Origin of the sequence: Paraburkholderia terrae, from assembly GCF_002902925.1 — a bacterium.
Classification (GTDB): Bacteria; Pseudomonadota; Gammaproteobacteria; order Burkholderiales; family Burkholderiaceae; genus Paraburkholderia; species Paraburkholderia terrae.
The window spans coordinates 447,007-472,065 of the sequence record NZ_CP026112.1 but is presented as its reverse complement, the minus strand read 5'-3'; the positions used below and the strand labels follow the sequence as shown (position 1 = coordinate 472,065).

Here is a 25,059-nt window from a genome sequence, read left to right as displayed (position 1 = left end):
AATAACCCACCAGATGGTTACTTGTTGCCAATGTTGGCACACGAAACATCTGATTTCAAGGGGTATTGCGCGGCGCTCGGGTTTACCTGCACCGACACGCTGCACCGCAACAATCAGGTATGACGAGCAAGGATGGAGACGACATGAAGCTCTCAGAAACGCATGAGCAGATCCGCGACATGACACGGCGCTTTTCGCAGGAAGTGATTCGCCCTCTAGCCGAGGAACTGGACCGCGAGGAGCGATTCCCCGCGGAGATTTACAAGCAGATGGGTGAACTAGGCCTGTTCGGCATTACCGTGCCCGAGGGATTTGGCGGCGCCGGGCTCGACGTCACCGCTTACGCGCTTGTGATGGAAGAGCTGTCGCGCGGTTATGCGTCGGTCGCCGACCAGTGCGGCCTGCTCGAACTGGTCGGCACGCTACTGAGTGTTCACGGCACCGACGGGCAGCGCGCGAAGTACATGGAGCCCTTGTTGCGCGCAGCCCTCCGGCCGGCTTACTGCATTACCGAATCGGACGCCGGTACCGACGTGTCCGGCATTCGCACCACCGCGACGCGCACTGCCGACGGGTGGGAACTCAGCGGCGCCAAGCTCTGGATCCACAACGCACCGGTTGCAGATCTGGCGTTCGTGCTCGCACGCACCGATCCGGCGGCCGGCAAGCGCGGCATGAGCATCTTCATCGTTGATTGCCATCTGGCGGGCGTATCGAAAGGTCCGAAAGAACACAAGATGGGCCAGCGTGCATCGCAAGTCGGAGAACTGCATTTCGACCGCGTCAAACTCCCGCACGACGCCCTGCTCGGACAGGAAGGCCGTGGCTTTCACATCATGATGAGCGTGCTCGACAAGGGCCGCGTGGGCATCGCCGCGCTGGCTGTAGGCATCGCGCAGGCCGGTCTCGAAGCGGCGCTGGAGTATGCGCAGACGCGCAAACAGTTCGGCAGTCACATCGCCGATTTTCAGGGCGTCCAGTGGATGCTCGCCGATATGGCGAAAGACATTCGGGCCGCACGGCTGCTCGTGCATGACGCGGCTGAACGCCTTGAAACCGGCGACCGCGCAAGCATCGCCTGCTCGATGGCCAAATGCTTCGCGGGCGACACGGCCGTCAAGCACAGCGCCAACGCAGTGCAGATCTTTGGCGGCAGTGGCTACATTCGCGGCTATGAAGTCGAACGGCTCTATCGCGACGCGAAGATCACGCAGATCTACGAAGGCACGAACCAGATCCAGCGCACGATCATCGCTCGCGATCTGATTGCCAATGGAGCGGCGATATGAGCCACCGTCCTATCGCACTCGTCACGGGCAGTCGACGCGGCATCGGGCGAGCGATTGCAATCGAGCTCGGCCGCGCAGGGTTCGATGTTGCGCTCACTGACGCTGTGGCATCGGAGGAACTGGATCAGGCGGTTGCCGAAGTCGAACAGACAGGCGCCCGCGCGATCGCCGTCGTATCCGATCTCGCCGACATCGACTCGCATCCTTCCACGCTGCTCGATATCGAAGCACGGCTCGGTGGTTCGATCGATTGCCTCGTGAACAACGCGGGCGTCTCGGTGATGTCGCGAGGCGACCTGCTCGATGTATCGCCTGAGAGCTTCGACCGCTGCATCGCTGTGAACACGCGCGGCACGTTCTTCCTGACCCAGGCGTTCGCGAAGCACTTCCTCGCGCGCTCCCGGCCCAGTGTTGCGCCGCATCCGAGCGTCATCACGATCACATCGTCGAATGCGGTCGCGGCCTCGCCGTTGCGCAGCGAGTACTGCGTATCGAAGGCGGGTCTGTCGATGGCGACCACGCTGTTTTCATTGCGGCTCGCCGAGCACGGCGTGAGCGTCTACGAAGTGCAGCCCGGTCTGATCGAAACGGAAATGACGGCGCCGTCCCGCGCACGCTACGACGCCCAGATAGAACAAGGCCTCACAGCCATCAAGCGATGGGGCGTGCCCCAGGAAGTCGCGACCACTGTGCGCACGCTGGCGACAGGCGGACTGCCCTATAGCGTTGGCCAGGCTATCCGTATCGACGGCGGCCTGCTTGTGACCAAATACTGACACGCATATGAACCTGACACTCAAACTTCCGACCGCGCTCGGCACGATGGATAGCTATCGCCTGCAAGGCACGCCGCTCGACGTCCGCGCACCTGCCCGGCCGTTCAACCGTATTGCCTATTCGGCCGCGCATGTGGTGGCCGATCCACTACGCGCCAGCGAACTCAATGAAGCGCCCGCAATCGATTGGCAACGTACGCTCGAATATCGCCGCTACCTGCTCAGGCAAGGGCTCGGCATTGCCGAAGCAATGGATACCGCACAACGAGGCATGGGTCTGTCCTGGCACAGCGCGCTCGAGTTGATCACCCGCACGATTGAAGGCACGCGCGATATCCCCGGCGCGTTGATCGCGTCCGGCTGCGGCACTGATCACGTCGCACCGAATTCGATTACAAACTGCGACCAGGTGATCCGCGCATACGCGGAGCAGCTCGAAGCCATTCAACGCATCGGCGGACGCGTCATCCTGATGGCGAGCCGCGCACTGGCCCGCGTGGCCCGCTCGCCGGAGGACTATCGGCGTGTCTATCGCGAAGTGTTGGCCATGTGCGATGAGCCGGTGATTCTTCATTGGCTCGGCGAGATGTTCGATCCTGAACTTGCTGGTTACTGGGGAGCGTCGGATTGCGAGAGCGCGGCGCAAGTCTGCCTCGGTGTGATCGGCGACAGCGTCGATCGCGTCGACGGCATCAAGATATCGCTGCTCGACGACGCCAAGGAAATCTCCTTCCGCCGGCAATTGCCGCCCGCAGTCAAGATGTACACGGGCGACGATTTCAATTACCCCGGCCTGATCGCAGGCGACGCCGCGGGATACTCGCACGCGCTCCTCGGCATCTTCGACGCGATCGCCCCCGCCGCATCGCAGGCCCTGGACGCGCTCGCGGGCAACGATCTCGACACGTTCAACGCGCTGCTCGCACCGACAGTACCGCTGTCGCGCCATATCTTCCGGGCGCCGACGCAGTACTACAAAACAGGCGTCGTGTTCCTCGCATACCTGAATGGGTTCCAGGATCACTTCTTCATGCTCGGCGGTCACCATGGCATGCGCCCGCCCGCCTATCTCGCAGACGTATTCCGCCTCGCGGATCAGGCTGGCCTTCTCCGCGATCCTGAAGACGCCATCGTGCGCGTACGCGCGGTCATGGCATCGCTCGGCTGTAGAGACTGACCATGATCCCCTCAAAAGGGCCTGTGCGACACATCGTGCTGTGTCGATTCCGCAGTGAAGTGGCGGCGCCGAGTCGCCTCGCCTTCTTCGAGCAAATCAGGCGGCTTGCGGAGATACCTGAGATCGCATTCACGAACTTCCAGTGCGGGCCAAACATCTCGCCAGAGGGATACGGTCTGGATCTCGCCGATGGCTTCATGATGGATTTCGACAGCCGCGACGAGTGTTTTATCTATCTCGCGCATCCGACTCATCGCGCGATCGTTGCGCGGCTTATCGAAGCACTGGAAGGCGGCGTTCACGGACTGCTCGTCTTCGATATCACTCTGGACAGCCATGAGAAACCTGAAAGAAAGACTCGACCTGTGCTCCATCAACACGGCAACGCTCGGTCATCGCGAACCGCTCAGCCGCACGATTGACCGGATCGCCAGCGCAGGATTCGGCGGCATTGCGCCCTGGCGTCATGAAGTGGAGAAAGTGAACGTTGCGGAGGTCGCGAAGCAGATCAAAGCGCTCGATTTAACCGTCACCGGCTATTGCCGTTCGACATACTTGCCGGCTGCGACCCGAGCGCAGTTCGACGCGAATATCGACGACAACAAGGCCGCCTTGCGCGACGCCGCAACGCTGGGCGCACGGTGCTTCGTGATGGTGGTCGGTGGCTTGCCTGAAGGGAGCCGCGATTTGCGCGGAGCCCGCGCGCAGGTCTCCGATGGCATCGCGGAGTTGCTGGAAACGGCGCGTGAGTTCGGTGTCCCGCTCGCGCTCGAGCCGCTGCATCCGATGTATGCAGCAGACCGGGCCGTGATCAACACGCTGGCGCAAGCACTGGACCTCTGTGACGCGCTCGATCCTGAGCGCTCCGGCTTTCTCGGGGTGGCTGTCGACGCATACCACTGCTGGTGGGATCCCGCGTTGCAGGCGTCGATCGCGGCGGCTGGCCGCAACGAGCGGATTCTCGCCTTTCATGTATGCGACTGGCTGCGCGAAACGCGCGACCTGTTGCTTGACCGCGGCATGATGGGCGATGGTGTCGTCGACCTGTCCGCATTGCGTGAACGCGTCGAACGCAATGGATACGACGGGTTGGTCGAGGTGGAGATATTTTCGAAAGAGAACTGGTGGCGCCGGGATCCGGATGACGTGCTTCGCGTCTGCGCGGAGCGGCTTCAGACGGTGTGTTAACGAACCTAACCAATTACGCGAGGAGACAGCCATGAGGGACATGATCCGCTGGGGCGTGCTCGGTGCCGCCAGAATCGCCGACAACTTCGTCGTGCCCGCAATCCAGCGATCGAGCAACGGCCGCGCGGTCTGCGTAGCTGCCCGCGATGGCGAGCGTGCCGCAGCGTTCGCGCCAAAGCACGGCATAGCCGCCTCGTGCGCGAACTACGATGAAGTCATTGCGAGCAAAGAAGTCGATGCGGTGTATATACCGTTGCCGACGGCCAGTCACTTCGAGTGGTGCAAAAAGGCACTTCTCGCGGGCAAGCACGTGTTGTGCGAGAAGCCAATCGCGATGAACGCCGCTCAGGTTCAGGAACTCATCGCGCTTCGCGATGCGACCGGACTCGTATGCGCCGAAGCATTCATGGTGGCGCATCATCCGCAATGGGCGTTCGTGCGCGATCGGATCGCGAACGGTTCGCTAGGCAATCTCGAACTCGTGGAAGGCTCTTTCACGTATTTCAATGACGACCCTACCGCCCTCAAGAACGACCTCGTGCTTGGAGGCGGTGGCGTGCGGGATATCGGTGTCTACCCGGTGGTGACGACGCGGATCGCGACCGGCCTTGAACCTTTCTCAGTGCGCGCCGACATTACGATCGACCCACGCTATGGCACCGACAAACTTGCAATCTGCGCGCTGGACTTCCCGGGTTTTCGCCTGAACTTCTACTGCGGAACGCAGCTTGCGCGGCGGCAACATATGGTCTTCCATGGTTCCAAAGGCTGGCTTTCCCTGGACGCGCCATTCAATGCAGGCGTGTATGCCGACGCGAAAATCAGACTTCGTTCCGATGCCAGCGGCGTTGTCGAAACGTTCGATTTCGGCGGTGTGGATCAGTATCAGTCGATGGTCGAGAATTTCGGCTCTGTGCTGCTCGAACGCAGTGATTCGATCGCATTCACTCTGGAAAACTCGCTTGGCAACCAGCTTGTCATCGACCAGATCCTGTCGCATGCGACCCGCTAGGCACCCGCGATGAAACTCGCTTCACAAACAATCGATACACATCACCTTCACGAGGCTCGCGCATTGGCTGCCGCATGCGCAAACGCCGAGGACGCCTCTGTATGGCGATGGTTCTCCGCGTTAATGGAGAGTGGGAAAATCCGTTGGTGTCTACGGGACAATAAATGGCTGGTCACGGTGAACCATCGCCATGTGGCAACCGCCTCGTCTTTCGACGAAGCGATTCGAACGGCCAAAGCACGATCGGGGTTAACTCACATGTAACACGTCGCACGACTCACGGCGATGCTGTTGCCTTTCTCAAATTGTCGCGAGTCGGTAGACGACAACGCATCTGAATTTTTTTTCAGATCCTTATCGAAATGTTGAACCGCCAGGCGGCACCCTGAACAAGGAGTCGCACCTCATGCTCCGCACGGTGTTCGATGACCGTCCGATCGATCCGCGCGAGCCCTGCATCAACATAACCCAGCGCCTCGCAATGACGGTTCTTCTACCCACTTATCGAACCATTCGAGCGCGCTTGTGGGTTCGAACGCGACGACACGCCGGAGCAGAAGCTCGACAAGCTCGAAGCAACATCTGTTCGCCCAGATCTTCGGTAATGAAGGTATTGCCAAGCAAGCGATGGGTGCATAACGAAACCATGATCTGATCAGGACCGGCCAGTGCGGTCAAACGCGCGCCAAGGTTGGGGGTCTCGCCCACCGCCGAATTCCAAATGGAACCATCGCTCGCGCCATTGTCGCCGACAACGACTGAACCGGTTGCGATGCCGATATGCACTTGCAGCGGGGTTGGACCTGCAATCTTGCCGACGGCGGAGACAATATCGAGCGCAGCGCGCACGGCGCGCTCCGCGTCATCCTCATGCGCCTGCGGAAAGCCAAAGTACACGACGATGCCGTCGCCGATGTATTGCGCCACATGACCGGCGTAGCGCGAAACGATATCGGCGCATGTGCGCTGGTAAGCGTGCATGATATTCCTGAGCATCTCCGCGTCGAGTTGCTGCGTAAGCTGTGTCGAGCCAACGAGATCGCAAAACAGGATGGTAAGTTGACGGCGCTCGGCATCCCTGGCGGGTTGCGATAGCGGAGGCGCTGCGCGCCCGTCGTTGTTGAGTGTGGAGATTGCTTTTAGCAGAAGCTTGCGGTGCCCGAGCCGCACGCCAAGTTCGACGAGATCCTTCTCGGAGAGGAGCGGCAGCGAATGCAGGTCGATGCCATGGGATTCGAGCAATGGCGCATACTGGTCAAGCCCGAGGCGGCGCAGCCACGATGCGAGCGTTTCCATGGCCAGACTTCGGTGACGACCGCAACTTGCTTGCCAGCCCGAGGCATCTAGCAAAGAGCAAGGAATGGAACGGGGTCAGTGGTCAGTAAATCCATACTACCGAAATAGGAGGATAGCTCGGGAGCAAGGCACTTTTTTGTGGGAATACGAGCTATACGTCATGCACGTGGCGAAATTGTCTGGCGGTATGTTGACGCTGTGCGAAGTATCACGCGGTTGCTGGGAGCGAACCTGACATTCTCGGCGGCTTGACGTTGAGAAAGGGACGTGTGGCTATCTCACCGAGGTCGTTAGCTGATTGTCGGTCAAGACAGATTATCTCGCCTGGCCGTGATGTTCTGCTGATCGTCCGCTTGCACGGTCGCAACGGCCACGAGCGCGAAACACCAGCAATTTTCATGTTAGCCATTTGCAACGCGTCTGGGGCTAACCTATCTTGAATCATTGAACGGGAGTTACCAATTGGAGTTTCGCAAAAGCCGATAGCCCGGCTTTCATCCGGCCGATTCGAGCGTGCGCAGTCAGCCACCACGCGTCAACGGGAAACATTGAGAACGCGAGTGCTCGCTCATTGCACTCGAAAGCCTGGCCCCGCCATACCGTTCCGGCCGGTCCTCTTACCCACTTTATTCAAGTTCGCGAGCACAGCACGGAGACTCAGCCATGACGACACCGCTGCGTGGACAAATGATGGACGTGCCGTTGACGGTTTCTTCGTTGCTCGCGCATGCCTCACGCTTTTTCGGCACGACAGAGATCGTGTCAAAACGCATCGAGGGCGACGTGCATCGCTACACGTATCGCGACTGCGAGAAGCGCGCAAAGCAGCTCGCGCAGGGGCTGATCGCGCTAGGCGTCGAAGCAGGCGACAGGATCGGCACGCTCGCATGGAACGGCTACCGGCATCTGGAGACGTACTACGGCACGACTGGTTTCGGCGCCGTGTGTCACACGATCAATCCACGGCTTTTTCCCGAGCAGATCGCCTATATCGTCAATCACGCCGACGACCGCTACGTGATGTTCGACGCCACCTTTGCCGCGCTCGTCGACGTGCTCGCGCCCCAATGCCCGAACGTGCAAGGCTGGATCGCGCTCGCCGACGACGCGCATCTGCTCCGGTTGGCAACGCCGGTCATTGGCTACGAGGCGCTCGTGTGCGCACAGGACGGTGACTTCGATTGGCCGGTACTCGACGAGCGGCTCGCGTCCTATCTCTGCTACACGTCGGGCACGACGGGCAATCCGAAGGGCGCGCTGTACTCGCACCGCTCGACCGTGCTGCATGCATACGGCGTGTCGCTGCCCAACGCCTCAGGCCTGTCCGCGCGCGATTGCGCGCTGCCGGTCGTCCCGATGTTCCATGTGAACGCGTGGGGCATTCCCCATGCCGCGCCGCTGACGGGTGCGAAGCTCGTGCTTCCAGGCAAGGATCTGGACGGCAAGTCGCTCTATGAGCTGATGGAGGCCGAGCACGTGACCTATTCGGCGGGTGTGCCGACCGTGTGGCTCGGACTGCTGAACTACGTGCGCGAAGCTGGCCTGCGCTTTGGGTCGCTGGAGCGCACGGTGATTGGCGGATCGGCGTGCCCGCCTGCACTGCTCAGGATGTTCAGGGACGACTATGGGGTCCAGGCCATCCATGGGTGGGGCATGACGGAGATGTCGCCGCTCGGTACCGTGTCAAGACTCAACCGGGAGCAGACGATGCGCTCGCCGGACGAGCAGCGCAGGCTGCTCGAGAAGCAGGGACATGTGATTTACGGCGTCGACATGAAAATCGTTGGCGACGGGGGGCGCGAACTGCCGTGGGACGGCGTTGCGTTCGGCGACCTGCACGTGCGCGGGCCATGGGTTATCGACGGTTATTTCCGCAACGATGTGTCGCCGCTTATCGATGGCTGGTTTCCGACGGGTGACGTTGCAACTATTGATCACGACGGCTTCATGCGCATCACTGATCGCAGCAAGGATCTGATCAAGTCCGGCGGCGAATGGATCAGTTCGATCGAAATAGAGAACCTGGCGGTCGCGCATGCCGCGGTGGCGGAAGCCGCGTGTATTGCCTGCGCGCATCCGAACTGGAAAGAGCGGCCGCTGCTGGTGGTCGTAAAGCGCCCCAATGCCGACGTGACCCCAGAGGAGTTGCTTGGATTCTACGAAGGCAAGGTCGCCAAGTGGTGGATTCCAGATGATGTCGTCTTCGTCGACGAGCTTCCTCACACCGCGACTGGGAAGGTGAATAAGCTGAGGCTACGCGAGCAGTTCCGCGATCACATATTGTCGTCGGCTCGCAATATCGAGAACTGTCCACTTGCCGATCGGGGAATGGCGGGCTCCGGGTCAACGCCTGTGCCCGAATGATTGTAGGAAGCTGCTAAAGGACCTCCATCACGGTGGTGCAGATTCGTGCGATCGGCGCAATCGGATTTCAGCGTCTAGGTTTACCGGCAGATCCGCACCGGGAGACGCGCGCGAACGGAGTGTGGAGACGCCCGGAAGACCGTTTGCAGAGGCGGTCCCGACGTTTGACCGTCTGCGCGAAAGTTCGGTCGAATGTTCCTTCATGGCCGGCTGCACTCACCAGGCTCCAACGCCCCAACGCTGTCGTTCTTTCCAGTGAAAGAAGTGATAAAAGCCAGCCGACAATTTTCCTGTCCACTGGCTGAGCACTGCGACGACCGAAGTCTCGTGCGAAGGTCACCTATAGGATGAACCGACTACTTCGTGGCGAAAACCGAAACTCCACCATTCGGGAATGCAGCGACGCCTGCCTGGAACGGCACATAGACCTGACCGAGGTCGCTATCGACTGCAACCGAGTGCGCGCCGGTTCCCACCGCGACGGTGTAGAGCAGCTTGCGCGTCGCCCCGTCGATCACACCCATTTGCGGAGTGAAACCCGATGCCGCCGCCGTGCCGCTCGTCACCCAATGGCGCGCCGGCAAGAAGTAGCGGTTGGACGTCGGATCGTATGCGACCTGGTCCGTTCCTCCGAACGGTACCGAGGCGAGTGGAGAACCCGTGTTGCGATCGAGAATCAACGTGATCAGCGGACTACCCGCAGACGGATCGCAACCGATCAACACATCGCCGTTAGGACCGAGTGCAATGCCAGTGGGTCCGCATTTGCCGAGCGGGAAGGACTTGCTGACAGTGGGCGTACCAGACGTGACGGAAGTGGCGGCGATAACGTCGAGTTCGCCGTCCGGGTTTGCCGCCGTTCCGTCGTTATTGATCAGGAAATTCTTTGAGGATGGGTCGTACGTGCAAGCTTCCAGTCCCGATGAGCCGTTGAAGACCAGTTTCGAGACGACGGCTTGCGTCGTGGTCGAAATGAAAGTCACGTACGGCGGAGTCTCGCCAGGGCTTGCGAACATGATGAGATGATCGTCGGGATCGTAGCAGCCTTCATCGACACGCGAGCCTGATGTACTGATTGGAATCGTCTTGACCGTTTTCATTGCAGACGTATCGACGATCTTCACGGAATCTACGTCGCCCACATACAGCGTATTCATTCCCGTCACACCCACGATCCCGTCAGGCCCGGACGCATCCGTACTCGCGCCTGCGCCGGTAAAGCCTCCTTGAATCTGCGCGATCAGCGTATTCGATTTCGTATCGAAGACATCGACGGCTTTGTTATTTCGATCCGCCAGATAGTACTTGCCCGCTTCCGTGTAGCCGATATCGAAGCTAAACGCTGGTGTCGTAGCATTGGGTACGGCAATGTTCGTCAGCAGCTTAGACGGCGTGGGTGCGGGTGTCGATGATGCCGGAGTCGAAGTGGAGCTGTCTCCTCCGCCGCATCCGGCGACTACGACCGTCGCGACGAGTAGGAAGGCCAATAACGGTTTGTTCATCAGTCGGCTCCTTTGAGCGGCAAAAACAGGTGGGGGAAATGCTTGAGTGCTGCACAGGATCTGCTGGAGCGCCTCGATGATTCATCGCTCACGTGGGCTCACGTCATCCATTTCTTCGAAACGGCTTGATGCAGTGCTTCGTTACAGCGGTAAGGATGAGGAATGCGCGGCAATAATGCACAGAAAATAAATTGATGGTTTGTATACAGAGATTTGAATGAACGTATGGAACACGAAATATTCAATTCTCACCGGATTGATGTCTTCGTAATATTGAACGCTCATCGAAAATCAGAAATAGCAATGAGAAGCGATACAAATCGACCAGAAATACCAATCACGCTGCAATGCCGCATTCGGTAATATCGCTGACGTGGCTATGGACCGTGGCACCTATCCGCGGAGACGTGGAGGAATAGTTGCCGCAAGGCACATGGATCTACGATACGTCGACCTTGGTATCGGCCACGCGAATTAGAATTGTCACCCTGTAAGACTCGGTTATGAAATGGAAAGCGAGAATAAGGGTGAGGAAAGAGATGCATTGGGAGAAAGAGGCATGACGTAAGGGAAAACGCCTGGCATCGCGTCCATTCACTAAAACGATAAGGCGCCAAAACGGAAATCTTCAAATTTAATGAAATTAATGAATGACTCAATTCTCGATTAAAAAATAAGATCAAACTTTAAAATGTTCAAAAAATTAGATTTTCTTAAGCTTAATCTAAGGTTGAGGGAATAGCATCGGCTAACGGCGTTTGTGTAGCGTGCCGGGCAAAGGGCATGAACGTAGGTCCGAACGGACCGGTGAGCCTTGGCGCCCATATCATCTGTGCGGCCTGACAGTATTGCGTTGCGAAGATCGCCCCTTATCCTCCGAGCCGCGCTAGAACAGGGATCCCTGGTGCGGACGCGCGCGCGAGGTCGCGACACAACGGCCGGCCCTCTGGCCGTGTGCAGCAGTGTTTACGAGGTGCGATGCGGGATATCGTCCGGGAACGGATACGGCGCGTGTGGGCCTGGCCATTCCAGGGCGGGCGGTCCGCTGAGCGCGTCGCATCCCGCGACGCCAGCAAGAACACAAAGGCACAAGGCCGTGCAAACCCAGCAGACGACTGATAGCTTGCTCATTGCTCGCCTCCTTTTCGCAAAGCCGAGCTAACAATTTAGACTACGGACCGAGGTAGTTGGTTGCGTGCGTCCGGTTTTCGGTCTCAACCAGCCTAAACGAGACCAGGCTGATCCGTTACGCCGCTCGAACAGAAACGCGCCTCCCCGGCATCCGGCGCGCGTCGTGTTGTCGTGCGGATGTTCATGAAATCATCCTGATCGCGTGCAGCGACATCGGGCGTCAGCAGCTCGTTCAATATGCAGTTGCGCTTCGCGTGCAACAAGCAGCCCAACGCCTCCCGGCTTCGCTCGAACGTTGCCGGCGCCGTGCAACCGGCAAGCTCGCGCTTGCTGGCGACCACTTTGACATGCATACGCGCGAGCACGGGCACCGTCAGCGCCACGCGGATGGAAGCGTCGCTGAACATGATGACCTCTTGATGCATCGACCAGAAAAAAGCGGCGAGCGGACAAGTCCGCTGCCGCAATCCGGAGCTCCTTTGATGGAGCATACTGCGAGGAGATGAAACGCGGATCAGAAGCGCGTACGGATACCCGTGGTCGCCTCGACCTGATTGGTCGCACCGAAAGTGCTGCCAACCGTGTAGCCGCCGTGCAGCCTCATGTAGTCAGCGGCCAGGTAGACTTCCGTACGCTTCGAGAGGTGATAGAAGATCGAGCCGTATAGCGTTTCCTTGAAGCCGTTGTGGATGCCCAGGGTCGAATCGAACGCACCGATGTTCGCGTTCGGGATATTGCCGTCGCTGTTGTATGCAGCGTTATGCACGCGCATTTGCTGATAGCCAAGCTCGTAGTCGAGTGCGCCCTTCGGCGACAGTTTGAACGATACCGTCCATGAGTTGTCCTGACGCTGTCCGAGCGCGCCCTGGTCTCCCCAATAGCGGAAATAGCCAGCGTTAGCACGCAGGATGCCGAACGTATAGTTGCCGCCGACCGAGTACGTCTGGTTCGTGAAGCCCTGGCGATTCACGTGGTTGTAGAACGTCGACACGGCAAATGCGGGGCCGTCGTAGCCGAGGGCGACCTGGTAGTTGGCGTTGTTGCCGAAGCTCGTCGAGTTGCCGAACGCATAGCCCGCGGCCGCGAAGATACCGTTGTCGAACAGCTTCTTCCACGCAATGCCGTTCTCGTAACGGGTGCCCGTCGCGCTCCCTGCGTAGAAGATCATCTGTTTGAAGTTGTTGGCGTTCGTCCAGCCGCCCTCTTCCGTCGTGAGCTGCGCGTTGCCGTATGGGTCGCCATAGATCGCTGCGGCGTCGCGCGCGATCGTGTTCTGGAAGCCCGCCGTCAACTTGCCAAACGTGTCGTTCTGGACGCCGACCCACGCGTCGCGATCGAATATCTGGCCCGGGTCTTCCATCTGGCCATCGCTCACCCGGTATTCGCTTTCCAGGCGAAAGATGATCTTGGTGCCGTTGCCGATGTCTTCGGCACCCTTCACGCCCCAGCGGCTGCCGCTGAACCAAGGCTCGCCACCGATGCCCATGCCGATCACGTGATTGCCGTTTGCGTCGGCATGCGATTGATACGTAGGAACGCTCAGATCGATCAGGCCGTACAGCTGAACGCTGGACTGCGCGTGCGCGCTGCTCGCTGCCATGGCGCCGGCTGCGACGGCGAACGCGAGGTACTTTTGCTTCAAGATCGTCTCCTCAGATTGCTGCGTTGAATTTCTGATTTGTCCGCTGCCGGTTACTGCCTGCCGGTTGCCCGGCCGCTATGGCGAACAGCGGATGAGACGAATCCTAATTACCTCAATCCTTCACGCTCCTTTCGCGTCTGATTCGTACAACTTAGTGATATTACTGATATAGGCAAATTAAAACTTGCATCCACTCACAGCGCATCCCTCGTCCTCAGGATGTAGCCAAGACCGCGCAGCGTCATGATCTGCGCGGTCGAACCCGCGAGGTGCTTGCGCAGGCGGTGGATGTAGATGTCGATGGCGTCCGCGCTCGGCTCGTCGTCGAGGCCGAACACGCTGTCCATCAGCGTGGTCTTCGAAACCGTCTTGCCCTGCCGCAGCATCAGCGTTTCCAGGATCGCGTGCTCGCGACGCCGCAGGTTCAGCGGCACGTCACTGTGGCGGAACTCTCGCGTGTCGGAGATGTACTGCAAGTCGCCGCACATGAGCCAGCCCGATTTATCGCTCAACTGCCGGCGGATCAGCGCCTTGATGCGCGCCACCAACTCACGGCCATCGAAGGGTTTCACAACGTAGTCGTCCGCGCCGGCGCTGAAGCAGTCGACCTTGTCATCGATCGAACCATGCGCGGTCAACATCAGCACCGGCACGTTGTCGCGCCTGCGGCGCAGGCGCGCGAGCACGTCCTTGCCGCTCATGCGCGGCAGACGCATATCGAGCAGCACCACGTCGTAGCGCTGGGTAGTCAACACGGAATCTGCGGATTCGCCGTCAAGCACGCAATCGACGGCGAAATTCTCCGCGCGTAGCAGGTTAACGATCCAGTGCGAGAGTTCGACATTGTCTTCGACAAGCAACAGCTTCATTCTCTTTCCTCATTCCTCCACGCGGGCAGGCGAACCGTGATGACGAGTCCAACCCGCCCTTCGCCCGGTGCCATGGTAACCGTACCGCCGTGCGACAGCGCAATCTGATGGACGATCGCAAGCCCCAGCCCGGAGCCCTCGACATCGCTCGCGACCCGGTAAAACCGCTCGAACACATGCGCGCGCGCTTCGGCTGGAATGCCGGGACCGTTGTCCACCACCTGCAGCAACACGTGATTACCCTCACGCCGGCAAAGCACAGTCACGCTTCCTCCCTCGTGCGTGTAGCGGATCGCGTTGTCGGCGAGATTCGACACGAGCGCCGCGAGCAGACTCTCGCTTCCCGCCACATAGGTGCCCTCAGCCAACTCGGCGCCGAGATCGATCTGGCGCCGCTGCGCCGCGACCACCAGTTCCTCCAGCACCGACGACACCACCGCCGCCAGATCCACCCTGGCCTGCACGAGCGGCAACGACACCGATTCAGCCTGAGCGAGCAACAACAACTGGCTCGTCATGTCCGCCATCTTCTCGCTCGTGCGTCGAATGCCCGTCAATGCCTCCGTCAATGCCGGATCGCGCGGATCGTATTGGGTCGCGCATTGCACCTGCGTGTTGAGCAGCGTCAGCGGCGTGCGCAACTGGTGCGCCGCATCGGCGATGAATTGCCGCTGCGTTGTCGTATGCAGCTTCAGCCTCGCGATGCACTGGTTGATCGCATCGACGATCGGGCGCAGCTCGGACGGCAGATGATGCACGCGGATTGGCTCAAGCTCCATCGGCTCGCGATCGGCGACATCGTCCTTGAGCTTCATCAACGGCCGCAATTCCATGGTCAGGCCGAACGGCACGAGCACCACGACCAGCGCAAGCATCAGCCACTGACGAATCAATTGCGGACGCCATAGATCTTTCACCATGGCCTGCCGCGATGCCTGAGTCTTGCCGACGATCACCGTGACCTGCTCGGCCTTGCCCGAGTCGTACAACTGCCGTTCATAGGCCACGGCGCGAATCGGCAGTTCTCCCAGCCGGGTGTTGTAGAACACCGGGTACCGGGTGCTGCCCGCTGGCAACGTGAGATCGGGACTGCCGCCGAGCAGCCGGTCGCGGCCGGCGACCACCTTGTAGAACACGTGGTCCTGATAAGGCGATTCGAAGATTTCGAGCGCGGCAGGCGGGATATTCGCCGTCAGCGCACCGTTCTCCCAGTCGACGTCTTCGATGATGGTTCGCGCGGAGGACAGCAATGCGGCGTCTTGCAGCAGGTCGGCGGTCTGGCACGCGGCAACGTACGACATGTAGTCGGTTACGAAGACAAAGAGCGCGAGCGGCAGCAGCAACCACAACAGCAGACGCGCACGCAGGCTAAGCAACATTCAACACTCTCCAACATGATCCGGCCGTACCGATGATGAGGCCGGCAAAACGCGACACCGTCCTTGCCTTTTCCGGCAAGGACGGCTGTCTTTAAGAAGCAAGCCTCAGAACGCAGCGGGCCTCCACTTCAGCAAACGCTTTTCCAACGTGGTCAGCAGATAGTCCGTAGCGAGTGCGACCACGGCCAGCACGATCATCGCCGCGAACACGCCACTCGCGTTGAATGCCCCCTGTGCGGTCGAAATCAGCAGACCGATACCTTGCTTGGAGCCGAGGAACTCGCCGACCACCGCGCCGACCAGGGCAAAGCCGAAGCTCACGTGCAGGCTCGCGAGAATCCACGACAGCGCCGATGGAATCACGACGTAGGTCGTCAGCTGGCGTTTCGAAGCGCCCAAGATCTGCGCGTTCGCAATCATGTAGCGGTCGGCTTCGCGCACGCCCTGGAAGGCATTGCCGAATACGACGAAAAATACCATGACCACCGCGAGCGCAACCTTGGAGGCCATCCCGAGGCCAAGCGCGATCACGAACACCGAGCCGAGTACCACGCGCGGTATCGAGTTGGCGATCTTGATGTAAATGTCGAACACGTCGGCGAGCAGCTTGTTGCGTCCCAGCACGACACCGCACACGATCCCGGCAACGGAGCCGATAAAGAAGCCGATCAAGGTCTCTTCAAGCGTAACCCACACCTGTACGAGCAGCGGCCCCTGCGACGTGCCGTTCTGGAACCAGTCGACGATCTGCAGGAAGATCAACGACGGCATCGAGAAAAAGAATGGGTCGATCCATTTCAGGCGCCCGCAGAGTTCCCAGCCGCCGAGCAGGAGCACAAGCACGAGAATCCGCAGACCGATGATCAGGGCGTGCCGCTGCCGCAGCTTGCGTCGCGCGATCTGTTCGATCCTGGCCGCCGATTCGCCGTCGAACTCCATCTTCACAGAGCTATCACGAGATGCCATGAGTGTATTCCGTTGTGCCGTCGTTTTAAGCAATTTGTACTTCCTCGCGCAAGTCGTGCCAGATATCGCGCGAAATTTCGATAAAGCGCGGATCGTAGCGAACCTCCGACGTGACGCGCGGACGCGGCAGGTCGATCTCGTAGACCTTCTTGAGCGTCGCCGGACGCGCGGTCAGCACGAACACGCGGTCCGCGAGCGCGATCGCTTCTTCGAGGTCGTGCGTGACGAACACCACCGATCCCGCATTCGCCGACCACAACTGCAGTAGTTCGTCCTGCATCAGCGTGCGAGTCTGCATGTCGAGCGCGGAAAACGGCTCATCCATCAGCAGGATTTCCGGCTTGTTGATGAACGTCTGCGCGAGCGCCACACGCTTTCTCATGCCGCCCGACAACTGATGCGGATAATGCTTGCCGAACTTCTCGAGACCAACGCGGCGCAACCACTGGTTCGCCTCGTCATAGGCCGCCGATTTCGAGCGGCCGCGAAAGAGCGGGCCGGCCGCCACGTTGTCGAGCACCGAGCGCCACGGGAACACCGCGTCTGCCTGAAACACGAAGCCGATGCGCGGATCGATGCCGTTGACGGGCGCGCCCATCAGGTGAACCTCGCCGGCGGTGGGCTTCAGCAGCCCCGTGATCATGCTGAGCGTGGTCGATTTACCGCAGCCCGTGGGGCCGACAATTGCGATGAATTCGCCTTGCGCAACGGACATGCTGAAATCGCGCAAGGCGACGGTTGCCTTGCCGTCGGGAGAAATGAAGCGGCACGACACAGAGCGGAATTCGATAACCGGTGCGTCTTTGGGTAGAACTTGATTCATCGGGAACATCCTGGGAAAAACCGGCACCGCGCGAAGCGGCTCCGAAGCGCAATAAAGTCAGGCTGCACCTGACGCACGAATGCATTCGGCTAACACCGGCTTACTTCGCGCTGACGAATTCATTCGTGTAGGTTCTGGCCAGGTCCACATGCTTGCCCTTGACCGACGGGTTGAAGGCCGACAGCACCTTCAACACAGTGGCCGGGCCGTCGTCGGGCATCTTGCCGTCCGACGTGTACATCGGAAGCGAAGCCTTCAGCGCGCTTACGTAGAGCGTTTTGTCTTTCTGGTAGTCGCTCGGCATCTTCGCGGCGACTTCTTCCGCGCTGTGCGTGTGGATGAATTGCATCGTGCGCACGAACGCATGCGCAAGCTTGCCGGCCTGAGCCTTGTGCGACTCCGCCCATGCGGCCTGCACGTAGAGGCTCGCCCCCGGATAGGTGCCGCCGAGCGCGGCCTTCGTGCCGTCGACCGAGCGCATGTCGACTAGCACCTTCGCCTCGCCCGATTTCTGCAGCGCCGAAACGGTGGGTTCGGTGGTCATGCCCGCATCGATGCGGCCTTGCCTGATCGCGGCGATGAAGCTCGCGTCGGCGCCGACGGGCAGCATTGTGTATCCGGTCGATTGGATGCCGTGCTGGCCAGCGAGGTATTGCGTAAGAAAGCTCGTCGACGAGCCGAGGCCCGTCACGCCGAGCGTCTTACCCTTGACGTCGGCCATCGACTTGATCGCGTCGGCGGACTTTGTCGAGACCATCTCGACCTCGCCCGGCACCTGCCCGAACACGACGATCGCCTTGACCTCCTTACCCTTGGTCTGCAGGTCGATGGTGTGATCGTAGAAACCGACGACGCCCTGGACAGCGCCCGCGAGCAGTTCGTTTTCGGCGTCGACACCGGCGGGCTGCGACAGCAGCTCGACATCGAGCCCTTCATCCTTGAAATAGCCAAGCTGTTCCGTAAGGCGTGCCGGCAGATAAATCAGCTTCGTAATTCCGCCGACCATGATCGTAATCTTTCCCGATTCGTCGGCCATGGCATGTTGCGATGCAATACCGAATAACAGGCTAGATGCGAGGGCGATATGGCGAAACGTGCGGAAGGTGTGGCGCATCGATTGTCTCCGTTATTATCGGGAGCCGGCCCAATGCCGACTGTCTGTGTCGATGGCGGGATTCTAGAGGTGCAAACCCTTCTTCCTGCTTTCACGCAGACGCACCTTCCGTACGGGATTTCCATGATGCATGGCGTGATCTCCCATTCCCCGCGGACGTCGGCGAGGGCATCGGAGCCAACACCGTCGGTGCCAACCACGTGCCGTTCGACTTGAGCGTCTTTGGCGCCCACGAGCACGAAGGCCATTGCGTGTTGGGGCTGCGCTTCAACAGCACCTCCGATATCCGCTCGCAACTGAATTCCACCGATACGGGCGGCACCAATCTTCGTGCTATCAGTTCGCGTCGCGCTATCCATGAAACACCAAGCTCAGGCTCAACATTCTGAAGATCTGCGCGCGCTGGCGCTGCCTGGCGGACGCCTTGATCTCTTTCGAGATTGCTAGCGGCTACGACGGGACAAGAGTCGCCAACATCATGAAGGAGGCCGGCCTGACACATGGTGGCTTCTACGCGCACTTTCCATCGCGGGAGCCGCTGCTTGCCCAAGCCGCTAACCGCGCCGGTGCGGTGTCGGTGGCCCTGGCGGAGCTGATGAATGAAATGAATAACGCGCTCGCCGTCGATGGCTCAAGGCGAAGGATGCGGACGAACATAAGGAAACGCGGCTCGCCACCTGGATAAACAGTCGATACGCGTATCTGATCGAACATGTGACTTCGAAACCCTTGCTCGTCCTCGTCGGCGTTGTGCCTCTCATTGCCGTTGTCGCGTTCGCGTTCACGCAGGTCGGCAGCGGATTCATGCCAACCATGGACGAAGGCGGGTTCGTACTCGACTATCACACCGCGCCTGGCGCATCGGTGGCCGAGACAGACCGGTTGATGCAACCGCGCCACGAAAAAAAATCTCCGCCCAACCGGCAGGGACAACCGTATGTGAAGGCGCCTCCCCGCGACTCCGCCCAGACTGCCTCCATTTTCAAAACACGATCTTTTCAGTTTCTGGTCGATGCGGTAGGCGCAGAGAATATCGCAATAGCACTTGAATCGAACATGACGCGCGTGGGCGAACTGATGAAGGGCGAGAGGTTCACGCCCGAGACGGCCTTTCACATGGAAACTACGCTTGGGTTACCGCATGGCTTTTTTGATCAGCCCAATCCTGCGCTTGCGGCCGAGACCATTGCACGCCTGAAGTCACCGCTCGACTTCATTCAAACGGATGACGGACATGACGTCGAGCCTGAAGCACTTAAGCTGGCTTCCGCCCTGAATGTCGAGCAGCAACGAATTCTTGAAGATAGTTTGTCCGAGGAAGCGCAAATGCCAAAGAAAGTAGCGGGCGGGTCGCCCAGAGCCGTCAGGAATAGTCGAGGCGAAATGCCCGAACAGCCTAAACCTCGTGCGCCACTTAAAGCCGACGGGCGCTGGCTTTTTTACCGAAGTTCTTCCGAGACGCAACTGTAGTTGCTGTCTGCTGGTGTTCCCCGACGCCCTTCTTGCCGTTCTCCACTTTCACTCATCCTGCTGCTGAGACGAAACGCCATCAGCATGTGGCATTGCTGATTGGCCTGTTCTTCTAGCGTCTCTGCCGCCGTTGCCTCTTCGACTAATGCCGCGTTGCGCTACTGGCGTCGCCGAGCTGAATCATCGCGCCGTTGATCTGGTCAAGGCCACGCATCTGCTCGTCCGATGCGGCCGAGATATCTGTGTCGAGGTGTACCACCCGGTCGATACCGGCCGCAAGGTGGAGGCGAGAAAGCGAAAGTGTATTTTGCACGCGCCACCGAGGGTCAGGCGCTGAGTTATGAGACGCGTTCTCGACTATCGCCACCTCGACTGGCAGCAAATCTGCTACGAGCGTCGCAGTGCGTTCAGACGTGCAAACTCCGTCGGCCTCACAAAGGAGCGATAAAGCTCGCCAACGGTACCGAACGCGAATGCCGGTTTCAAGGTCGCTCCGGGGAGCGCACCCGAAAGCCAGTCGTACGCGTTCATGTCGCGCTGCTGGCAATGAATCGCGTCTGTGAGTAGAAGAAGCGCTTTGTGTGCCGAATGTTCGCCCAGGTCGATAAACAATCGTTCGAACGAGTCACCGGGATATCCAGTAACGCGAGATTCAGACGAGCGCTCGGTCAAATCAATCTCCTGTACAGGGTGGCCCGCTTATCAAGTCGACATGATGCTGCAACGAGCTCGTTGCAACTCTGCTAGTGGAGCCGACAACGCTAGCCTTTTAAAAATCCTTCGACAGACTCTCATGCGTGTTTTGCACGCACATGACATCCAACCATTGAAACTTACCGCATTCGCAACATCACTGACGGATCAGTTTATCGGCTGCAGCCGATCCCAATCGGCGATTGGGTGATACGGACCCGAACATTTCAGTGCACGGTGTGGACGCTGCTAATGGCCCCATCATCGTCTTCGTCGGATGAGGCTTGATCAAGGATCGCGCACCGGAAGTCCAATTTGACGCGAAGGATGGCCGATTCGATACGTGCATCGCCGCGATGGCGGCTCAGGCGAGTATTGATTGCCTCCTCGACGGCGAGAATCGCCTGCTCCACGCTCTCCGGATCATCGCTATCGAACCCGATCTCAACCTCAATGCTCTCCAGCAGGTCCAACGCTGTTGCAATGTCCTCGGATGCAACGAATAACGTCTCGGCATTTTCTCTCATCTACCCTCCCCGTTGGGTTGACTTGCGTCTTCAGACTGGTGCGAGTTGCACGACCATCGTTGCATATCCAGAGCAAACCTGCCGGACGACGAAGGCGAGTGTTGGGTTCAAAACAACAGACGGCTTGCTGGCCACAGCAAAGCGGATAGAATTGAAAGTTCCAGCGTGGTCGGTCCTTGGTCATTGCGTTTAGCGCCCCCAGTTCCGAAGCTGTCGTGAAACGCTCAGTGACACCCTCATCATCCCCTCGAAGCTTCCTCTCTTTGCATATTGTCGGCCACGTCAGTACGGCAAACGAGTCATTCCGGCCACCTCCCTCCGCACGCCGGGCGATACGGTGCAGCAAGGCAAGAACATCCATCGGTCACGGAAGGGCTCTGATTAGCACATCAAATAGCTGTTGACGACCCGTTGAGCCGGTCGGAAACTCCGGAAGCAGCCGTTCAAAGCCGGCCTGCAATCAAATTGGCAGCATGCCCACCCCGGACCACTCCGGACGCTCAACTTAGAAATCCCAGAAGACCGTCCGAACGGACGTGACCACCTCTCTCCACCCTCCGCGCCGCATTGATACAGTTGGGCCACGAACCCTCAACCGTGGCGATCGAACTGCACCGTCAACAGATCAACCCGATCACCTCGCTGGCGTCGGAAATGCGGCAAAGAACCGTCGAACCCCAGTCGGCGAAGCGTGGGAGCAAAACGCGCTTTCAACGCAGTTCATTTCATCACGGCCCATCGGCAAGTCCCGTCAAAATGCGGCGGCCAGGTTGCCGCCTGCTTTCGCAACCTCGATTGTCGAGCGATTCACGAGATGATGTCGAATGGATGAAACTGGCCGAACTTGCTCAGACGTCGCGATCGCGAGCGGGTAAGCCGTGAACAACCATATAACGTACGGCCGAATCGAAGAATATTTTCACATACCGGGCCACCGACTTGTAACCGGCACCACCTGGCCGACGAACTAACTTGACCAGCCAATACCCGTTCGCCGATCCTGCTAATGTCGATTCACTTTTCATGCACCATGTGTGGCCGTTGCTGCCATGATCTGCGCCTGCCACTCGCCATTGATGAAGCGCTCGACTGGACCGCGCGCGGTGGTGAGGTGCAACTGTTTTGCGATGCGATCGTCTGGCCCCAGGAGCCGCTGCAGACCGACGCGCTCGCCCAACACCGAAGGCGCCGCTCGTTCTCTGCGCATAGTGGGAGCTTGCCAGTACGTGTAACCGTGACGCTGGTGGCTGCGTTCGCGGGACCGTGCCCCAACCTTCGCCCGGACATGTCTTGCGGCGCCTACCATCGGCGTCCGCGTGTGTGCCGCATCTATCCCGCTGAGGTCAATCCTTTCTTACCACTCGATCCTGCGGCGAAGGCTTGTCCTTCCGATGCGTGGTCCGACGCCGGTCCGGTACTCATGCGCGCGGGCCGGATCGCGAATGCCGACACGGCAGCACTCATCGCGCAGTCGCGTGAAGCCGACGAGCGCGACCGTATCGCCAAGACGTATCTGTGTGCGCTGCTCGGGTACGACACCGCTGCCCTTGCCAACGAAGGTTTCGCGGTCTATGCGCCGGCACGCCTTCGCCTCGAAGCCGCACTGCGGGCAGCGCAACAATCCGGTGTGCCGCTTGACGATCCGCAGCCGCGCTCAGCGCACCCTTGGCACTTCATCACGAATCGCTCGACGACGCTCGCGACGCTGCAGTCAATCGGAGCAAGCGCTGGGCGTGCCGAGGACCCATCCGATCCGGCGCACACCCCGGCATACCTGGGCTTCTTTGACGACGACATCAGCGATAGCGATCGACTGAATTCACCGCACGCGTCGGGTCCGCTTCAACTGTAACCCGCTCGTGCTGGCGAGCGAATTACCATGACTGTCGATATCTGGAGTCAGGACATGCTGCCCCGTTCTCTCACTGCCACCATTGCGAGCGCTACGGCGCTGCTCACCTCGCATGCGTTCGCTGCCGCGCCGCGCCCAGTTGTCGTTGAACTGTTCACATCGCAGGGCTGTTCGTCGTGCCCGCCGGCGGATCGCTTTCTGTCCGAGCTGAGCGACTCACGTACCGACGTTCTGCCCCTGGCGTTTCATGTCACATACTGGAATCAGCTCGGCTGGAAAGATCCGTTCTCGTTCGACGGCGCCGATGCGCGTCAGGCCCGGTATGCGCAACGGTTTCGCGACTTCGAGTACACGCCGGAGATGGTGATCGACGGCAAGGCCGAGGTGGTAGGCTCTAATCGTACTGCGGCCAGCGCGGCCATTGACCACGCAAAGTCCGCCGGGGTGACGGCCGCTACGGTTCTCGCTACACGTGTAGACAGCGGTGTTTCGGTATCCATTGGCCCGGGCACCGGACGCGCGCATGTGTTGCTGGTCGGCTACGACGCCCGTCACGTCACCGCGATCGGGCGCGGCGAGAACGCAGGCCATACGCTCACTGAATCGAACGTCGTGCGTAGCATTGTGACAATCGGTCAGTGGTCCGGCACGGCGCTCATGTTGCGTGCCGACGCCGTCGCCGGCGAACATCAAGTGGTTCTTCTCGAGGACAATGATGGTGCAATTGTCGGCGCCGCACGCGTTGTCGATACAAGTGAAGCGCCTGCTCGATGAGTGATGGGTTGTTGTTCGCCAGTGAGTGGACTTGCTGATCGGCAGGCCTCATCCAGACGAAGGCGGCGAGGACCTGTTTGCCCACTTCTCCGAAATCAAGACGGAAGGCTTCAAGTCATTGCAGGAAAACCAGAAAGTCAGCTTCGACGTGAAGATGGGACCGAAGGGCAAACAGGCCGCGAACATCAAGCCAGTCTAACTGGCGCGCACATCGTCCTGACAGGTGACCCGCCTTGTGCGGGTTAAAGTTTTTGGTTCAGCGTGTCAGGAGTCTGTGCATTGGTTGGCATTACGGTGGACTGGTTCGAGCAGGACGGACAAGTCCTGCTCATGGCCAGTCACCCCACCGATAATCAGGTCGCGTCAATCAGGCGGCGACGGGCACCGAGGCGCTATCACTGGTTGGTGCGGCTGCTGCCGGGTTCTGCGGCGCCCGCTTCACAGGTGCCTTCCTGGCCACCGCATCTTTCGCCTCAGTTTTCCTGACTGCTGCCCTCTTCGCCGGTGCCGGCTTCGTTACTGCCGTGACTTTCTTCGCGGCGACCGTTTTTCCCGTCACCTTTTTCGTCGCGGCTTTCTTTGCGGTTGCCTTCCTGGACGAAACGACCTTCGAGCCCGAGGCGCCCTCTGCCGCGGCGACAATCAGAAACTTCGAACGATCTTTGGCGCCAGCCAACCATGCCGGTGCAGGGCCACGGCCACTCCACGTCGCACCACTCTTTGGGTCGCGGTATTTCGGCGCCTGGGGGCCCTTCACATAGTTGCCCGTCGCTGCTGGTTTCTTTGCCGCAATAGCCGGTTGTGCAGCGCTGCCGTCGATCAGAAACTTCGTACGGTCACGTGCGCTCGCGATCCACGCCGGGGCGCGGCCGTGCCCCGTCCAGGTGGCACCCGTCTTCGGATGACGGTACTTTGCCAATGCTGCTGGTTTGGTAACCGTCTTGGCGCCTGGCTTGCGGCCACGCTTCTTGCCGCCGGTGTGTGCTTCGATGTCGGCAACGGTCAAACCATGCTTTTCCATGAGGTCACGAATCTTCGCGATGACGCCGGACGACTGCTTTGCGGCAAGCGCTTCGGCCTGGGCCTGCAAGCTGGCGATTTTTGCCTGCACGTTTTCGAGCGTAACCATTCTTTCCTCTTTCTGTATGTAGTAGTGGCCGAACTATGGCAGCAAGTAAGACGCACGTCGATAGTGGCACGCTACAATTGAAAGAG

General features: G+C 59.7%; 24 protein-coding genes and 3 pseudogenes. 13 read left to right on the top strand and 14 right to left on the bottom strand.

Features of this window, described 5'->3' with window-relative positions:
- Positions 1-143: 143 nt before the first annotated feature.
- From C2L65_RS18245 to C2L65_RS18220, 6 genes are read left to right on the top strand one after another with little or no spacing between them, the layout of a single operon-like run.
- The gene (locus C2L65_RS18245; RefSeq protein WP_042304770.1) at positions 144-1,289 is read left to right on the top strand and encodes an acyl-CoA dehydrogenase family protein; all 1,146 of its coding nucleotides are present in this window, start codon (positions 144-146) and stop codon (positions 1,287-1,289) included.
- Positions 1,286-2,065, top strand: a complete 780-nt coding sequence (locus C2L65_RS18240; RefSeq protein ID WP_042304703.1) for a 3-ketoacyl-ACP reductase — start codon at positions 1,286-1,288, stop codon at positions 2,063-2,065. Before C2L65_RS18245 ends, C2L65_RS18240 begins: the two co-directional genes overlap by 4 nt.
- Before the next feature lie 7 nt (positions 2,066-2,072).
- On the top strand, positions 2,073-3,242 hold the full coding sequence (locus C2L65_RS18235; RefSeq protein ID WP_042304704.1) for a dihydrodipicolinate synthase family protein: 1,170 nt from the start codon (positions 2,073-2,075) through the stop codon (positions 3,240-3,242).
- 2 nt (positions 3,243-3,244) lie between these two features.
- Positions 3,245-3,664, top strand: a complete 420-nt coding sequence (locus C2L65_RS47300; protein WP_081920732.1) for a Dabb family protein — start codon at positions 3,245-3,247, stop codon at positions 3,662-3,664.
- On the top strand, positions 3,579-4,430 hold the full coding sequence (locus tag C2L65_RS18225) for a sugar phosphate isomerase/epimerase family protein (RefSeq protein ID WP_042304706.1): 852 nt from the start codon (positions 3,579-3,581) through the stop codon (positions 4,428-4,430). The genes C2L65_RS47300 and C2L65_RS18225 overlap by 86 nt, the downstream gene beginning before the upstream one ends.
- Complete coding sequence (locus tag C2L65_RS18220; RefSeq protein ID WP_233446573.1) at positions 4,384-5,442, top strand: Gfo/Idh/MocA family protein; 1,059 nt, start codon at positions 4,384-4,386, stop codon at positions 5,440-5,442. Before C2L65_RS18225 ends, C2L65_RS18220 begins: the two co-directional genes overlap by 47 nt.
- A gap of 501 nt (positions 5,443-5,943) precedes the next feature.
- On the opposite strand, the gene C2L65_RS18210 is transcribed toward C2L65_RS18220, so the two are convergent.
- Entirely contained in the window at positions 5,944-6,738 is a 795-nt protein-coding gene (locus C2L65_RS18210) for an adenylate/guanylate cyclase domain-containing protein (RefSeq protein ID WP_042304708.1), read from the bottom strand.
- Positions 6,739-7,401: 663 nt separating this feature from the next.
- Here C2L65_RS18210 and C2L65_RS18205 point away from each other — a divergent pair.
- On the top strand, positions 7,402-9,102 hold the full coding sequence (locus C2L65_RS18205; RefSeq protein ID WP_042304709.1) for a 3-(methylthio)propionyl-CoA ligase: 1,701 nt from the start codon (positions 7,402-7,404) through the stop codon (positions 9,100-9,102).
- 356 nt (positions 9,103-9,458) lie between these two features.
- On the opposite strand, the gene C2L65_RS18200 is transcribed toward C2L65_RS18205, so the two are convergent.
- From C2L65_RS18200 to C2L65_RS18165, 9 genes are all read right to left on the bottom strand, one after another.
- Complete coding sequence (locus C2L65_RS18200; protein ID WP_042304710.1) at positions 9,459-10,604, bottom strand: YncE family protein; 1,146 nt, start codon at positions 10,602-10,604, stop codon at positions 9,459-9,461.
- 966 nt (positions 10,605-11,570) lie between these two features.
- Positions 11,571-11,735 (bottom strand): hypothetical protein, encoded by a 165-nt coding sequence (locus tag C2L65_RS45520; RefSeq protein ID WP_156132215.1) that lies wholly within the window; start codon positions 11,733-11,735, stop codon positions 11,571-11,573.
- 92 nt (positions 11,736-11,827) lie between these two features.
- Entirely contained in the window at positions 11,828-12,142 is a 315-nt protein-coding gene (locus tag C2L65_RS18195) for a hypothetical protein (protein ID WP_156132218.1), read from the bottom strand.
- Between the two features lie 107 nt (positions 12,143-12,249).
- Positions 12,250-13,377 carry a porin gene (locus C2L65_RS18190; RefSeq protein WP_042304712.1) on the bottom strand — a complete coding sequence of 376 codons (1,128 nt, stop codon included), beginning with the start codon at positions 13,375-13,377 and terminating at the stop codon, positions 12,250-12,252.
- 194 nt (positions 13,378-13,571) lie between these two features.
- The gene (locus C2L65_RS18185) at positions 13,572-14,246 is read right to left on the bottom strand and encodes a response regulator (RefSeq protein ID WP_042304713.1); all 675 of its coding nucleotides are present in this window, start codon (positions 14,244-14,246) and stop codon (positions 13,572-13,574) included.
- A complete protein-coding gene (locus C2L65_RS18180) occupies positions 14,243-15,625 on the bottom strand; it encodes a sensor histidine kinase (RefSeq protein WP_042304714.1) in 1,383 nt (460 codons plus the stop codon). Before C2L65_RS18180 ends, C2L65_RS18185 begins: the two co-directional genes overlap by 4 nt.
- A 105-nt stretch (positions 15,626-15,730) precedes the next feature.
- A complete protein-coding gene (locus C2L65_RS18175) occupies positions 15,731-16,564 on the bottom strand; it encodes an ABC transporter permease (protein ID WP_042304715.1) in 834 nt (277 codons plus the stop codon).
- A 52-nt stretch (positions 16,565-16,616) separates the two neighbouring features.
- Positions 16,617-17,414 carry an ABC transporter ATP-binding protein gene (locus C2L65_RS18170; RefSeq protein WP_042304771.1) on the bottom strand — a complete coding sequence of 266 codons (798 nt, stop codon included), beginning with the start codon at positions 17,412-17,414 and terminating at the stop codon, positions 16,617-16,619.
- Between the two features lie 100 nt (positions 17,415-17,514).
- Positions 17,515-18,528, bottom strand: a complete 1,014-nt coding sequence (locus tag C2L65_RS18165) for an ABC transporter substrate-binding protein (protein WP_042304716.1) — start codon at positions 18,526-18,528, stop codon at positions 17,515-17,517.
- 445 nt (positions 18,529-18,973) lie between these two features.
- Here C2L65_RS18165 and C2L65_RS18160 point away from each other — a divergent pair.
- From C2L65_RS18160 to C2L65_RS18150, 3 pseudogenes are all read left to right on the top strand, one after another.
- Positions 18,974-19,120, top strand: a pseudogene (locus C2L65_RS18160) (TetR/AcrR family transcriptional regulator); the annotation flags it as partial.
- Between the two features lie 122 nt (positions 19,121-19,242).
- Positions 19,243-19,359 (top strand): annotated as a pseudogene (locus C2L65_RS46600) (hypothetical protein); the annotation flags it as partial.
- A 54-nt stretch (positions 19,360-19,413) separates the two neighbouring features.
- Positions 19,414-19,950, top strand: a pseudogene (locus C2L65_RS18150) (hypothetical protein); the annotation flags it as partial.
- A 435-nt stretch (positions 19,951-20,385) separates the two neighbouring features.
- Here the strand turns inward: C2L65_RS18150 and C2L65_RS18145 are convergent.
- The 3 genes from C2L65_RS18145 to C2L65_RS46595 all read right to left on the bottom strand — a co-directional run bounded on the left by C2L65_RS18145 (position 20,386) and on the right by C2L65_RS46595 (position 21,881).
- A complete protein-coding gene (locus C2L65_RS18145; protein ID WP_042304718.1) occupies positions 20,386-20,670 on the bottom strand; it encodes a hypothetical protein in 285 nt (94 codons plus the stop codon).
- Positions 20,671-20,918: 248 nt separating this feature from the next.
- Complete coding sequence (locus tag C2L65_RS18140) at positions 20,919-21,218, bottom strand: hypothetical protein (RefSeq protein ID WP_042304719.1); 300 nt, start codon at positions 21,216-21,218, stop codon at positions 20,919-20,921.
- A gap of 591 nt (positions 21,219-21,809) precedes the next feature.
- Entirely contained in the window at positions 21,810-21,881 is a 72-nt protein-coding gene (locus C2L65_RS46595) for a DUF4304 domain-containing protein (protein WP_233446612.1), read from the bottom strand.
- Between the two features lie 343 nt (positions 21,882-22,224).
- On the opposite strand from C2L65_RS46595, the gene C2L65_RS18130 reads away from it, so the two are divergent.
- From C2L65_RS18130 to C2L65_RS18120, 3 genes are read left to right on the top strand one after another with little or no spacing between them, the layout of a single operon-like run.
- On the top strand, positions 22,225-23,070 hold the full coding sequence (locus tag C2L65_RS18130; protein WP_042304720.1) for a YkgJ family cysteine cluster protein: 846 nt from the start codon (positions 22,225-22,227) through the stop codon (positions 23,068-23,070).
- A gap of 27 nt (positions 23,071-23,097) precedes the next feature.
- Positions 23,098-23,844, top strand: coding sequence for a DUF1223 domain-containing protein (locus C2L65_RS18125; RefSeq protein ID WP_345789578.1), 747 nt, complete (start codon positions 23,098-23,100; stop codon positions 23,842-23,844).
- A gap of 31 nt (positions 23,845-23,875) precedes the next feature.
- Positions 23,876-24,043: a cold-shock protein gene (locus C2L65_RS18120; protein ID WP_233446572.1), complete on the top strand. Its 168-nt coding sequence runs from the start codon at positions 23,876-23,878 to the stop codon at positions 24,041-24,043.
- A gap of 168 nt (positions 24,044-24,211) precedes the next feature.
- On the opposite strand, the gene C2L65_RS18115 is transcribed toward C2L65_RS18120, so the two are convergent.
- Complete coding sequence (locus C2L65_RS18115) at positions 24,212-24,973, bottom strand: H-NS histone family protein (RefSeq protein WP_042304722.1); 762 nt, start codon at positions 24,971-24,973, stop codon at positions 24,212-24,214.
- Positions 24,974-25,059: the final 86 nt, after the last annotated feature.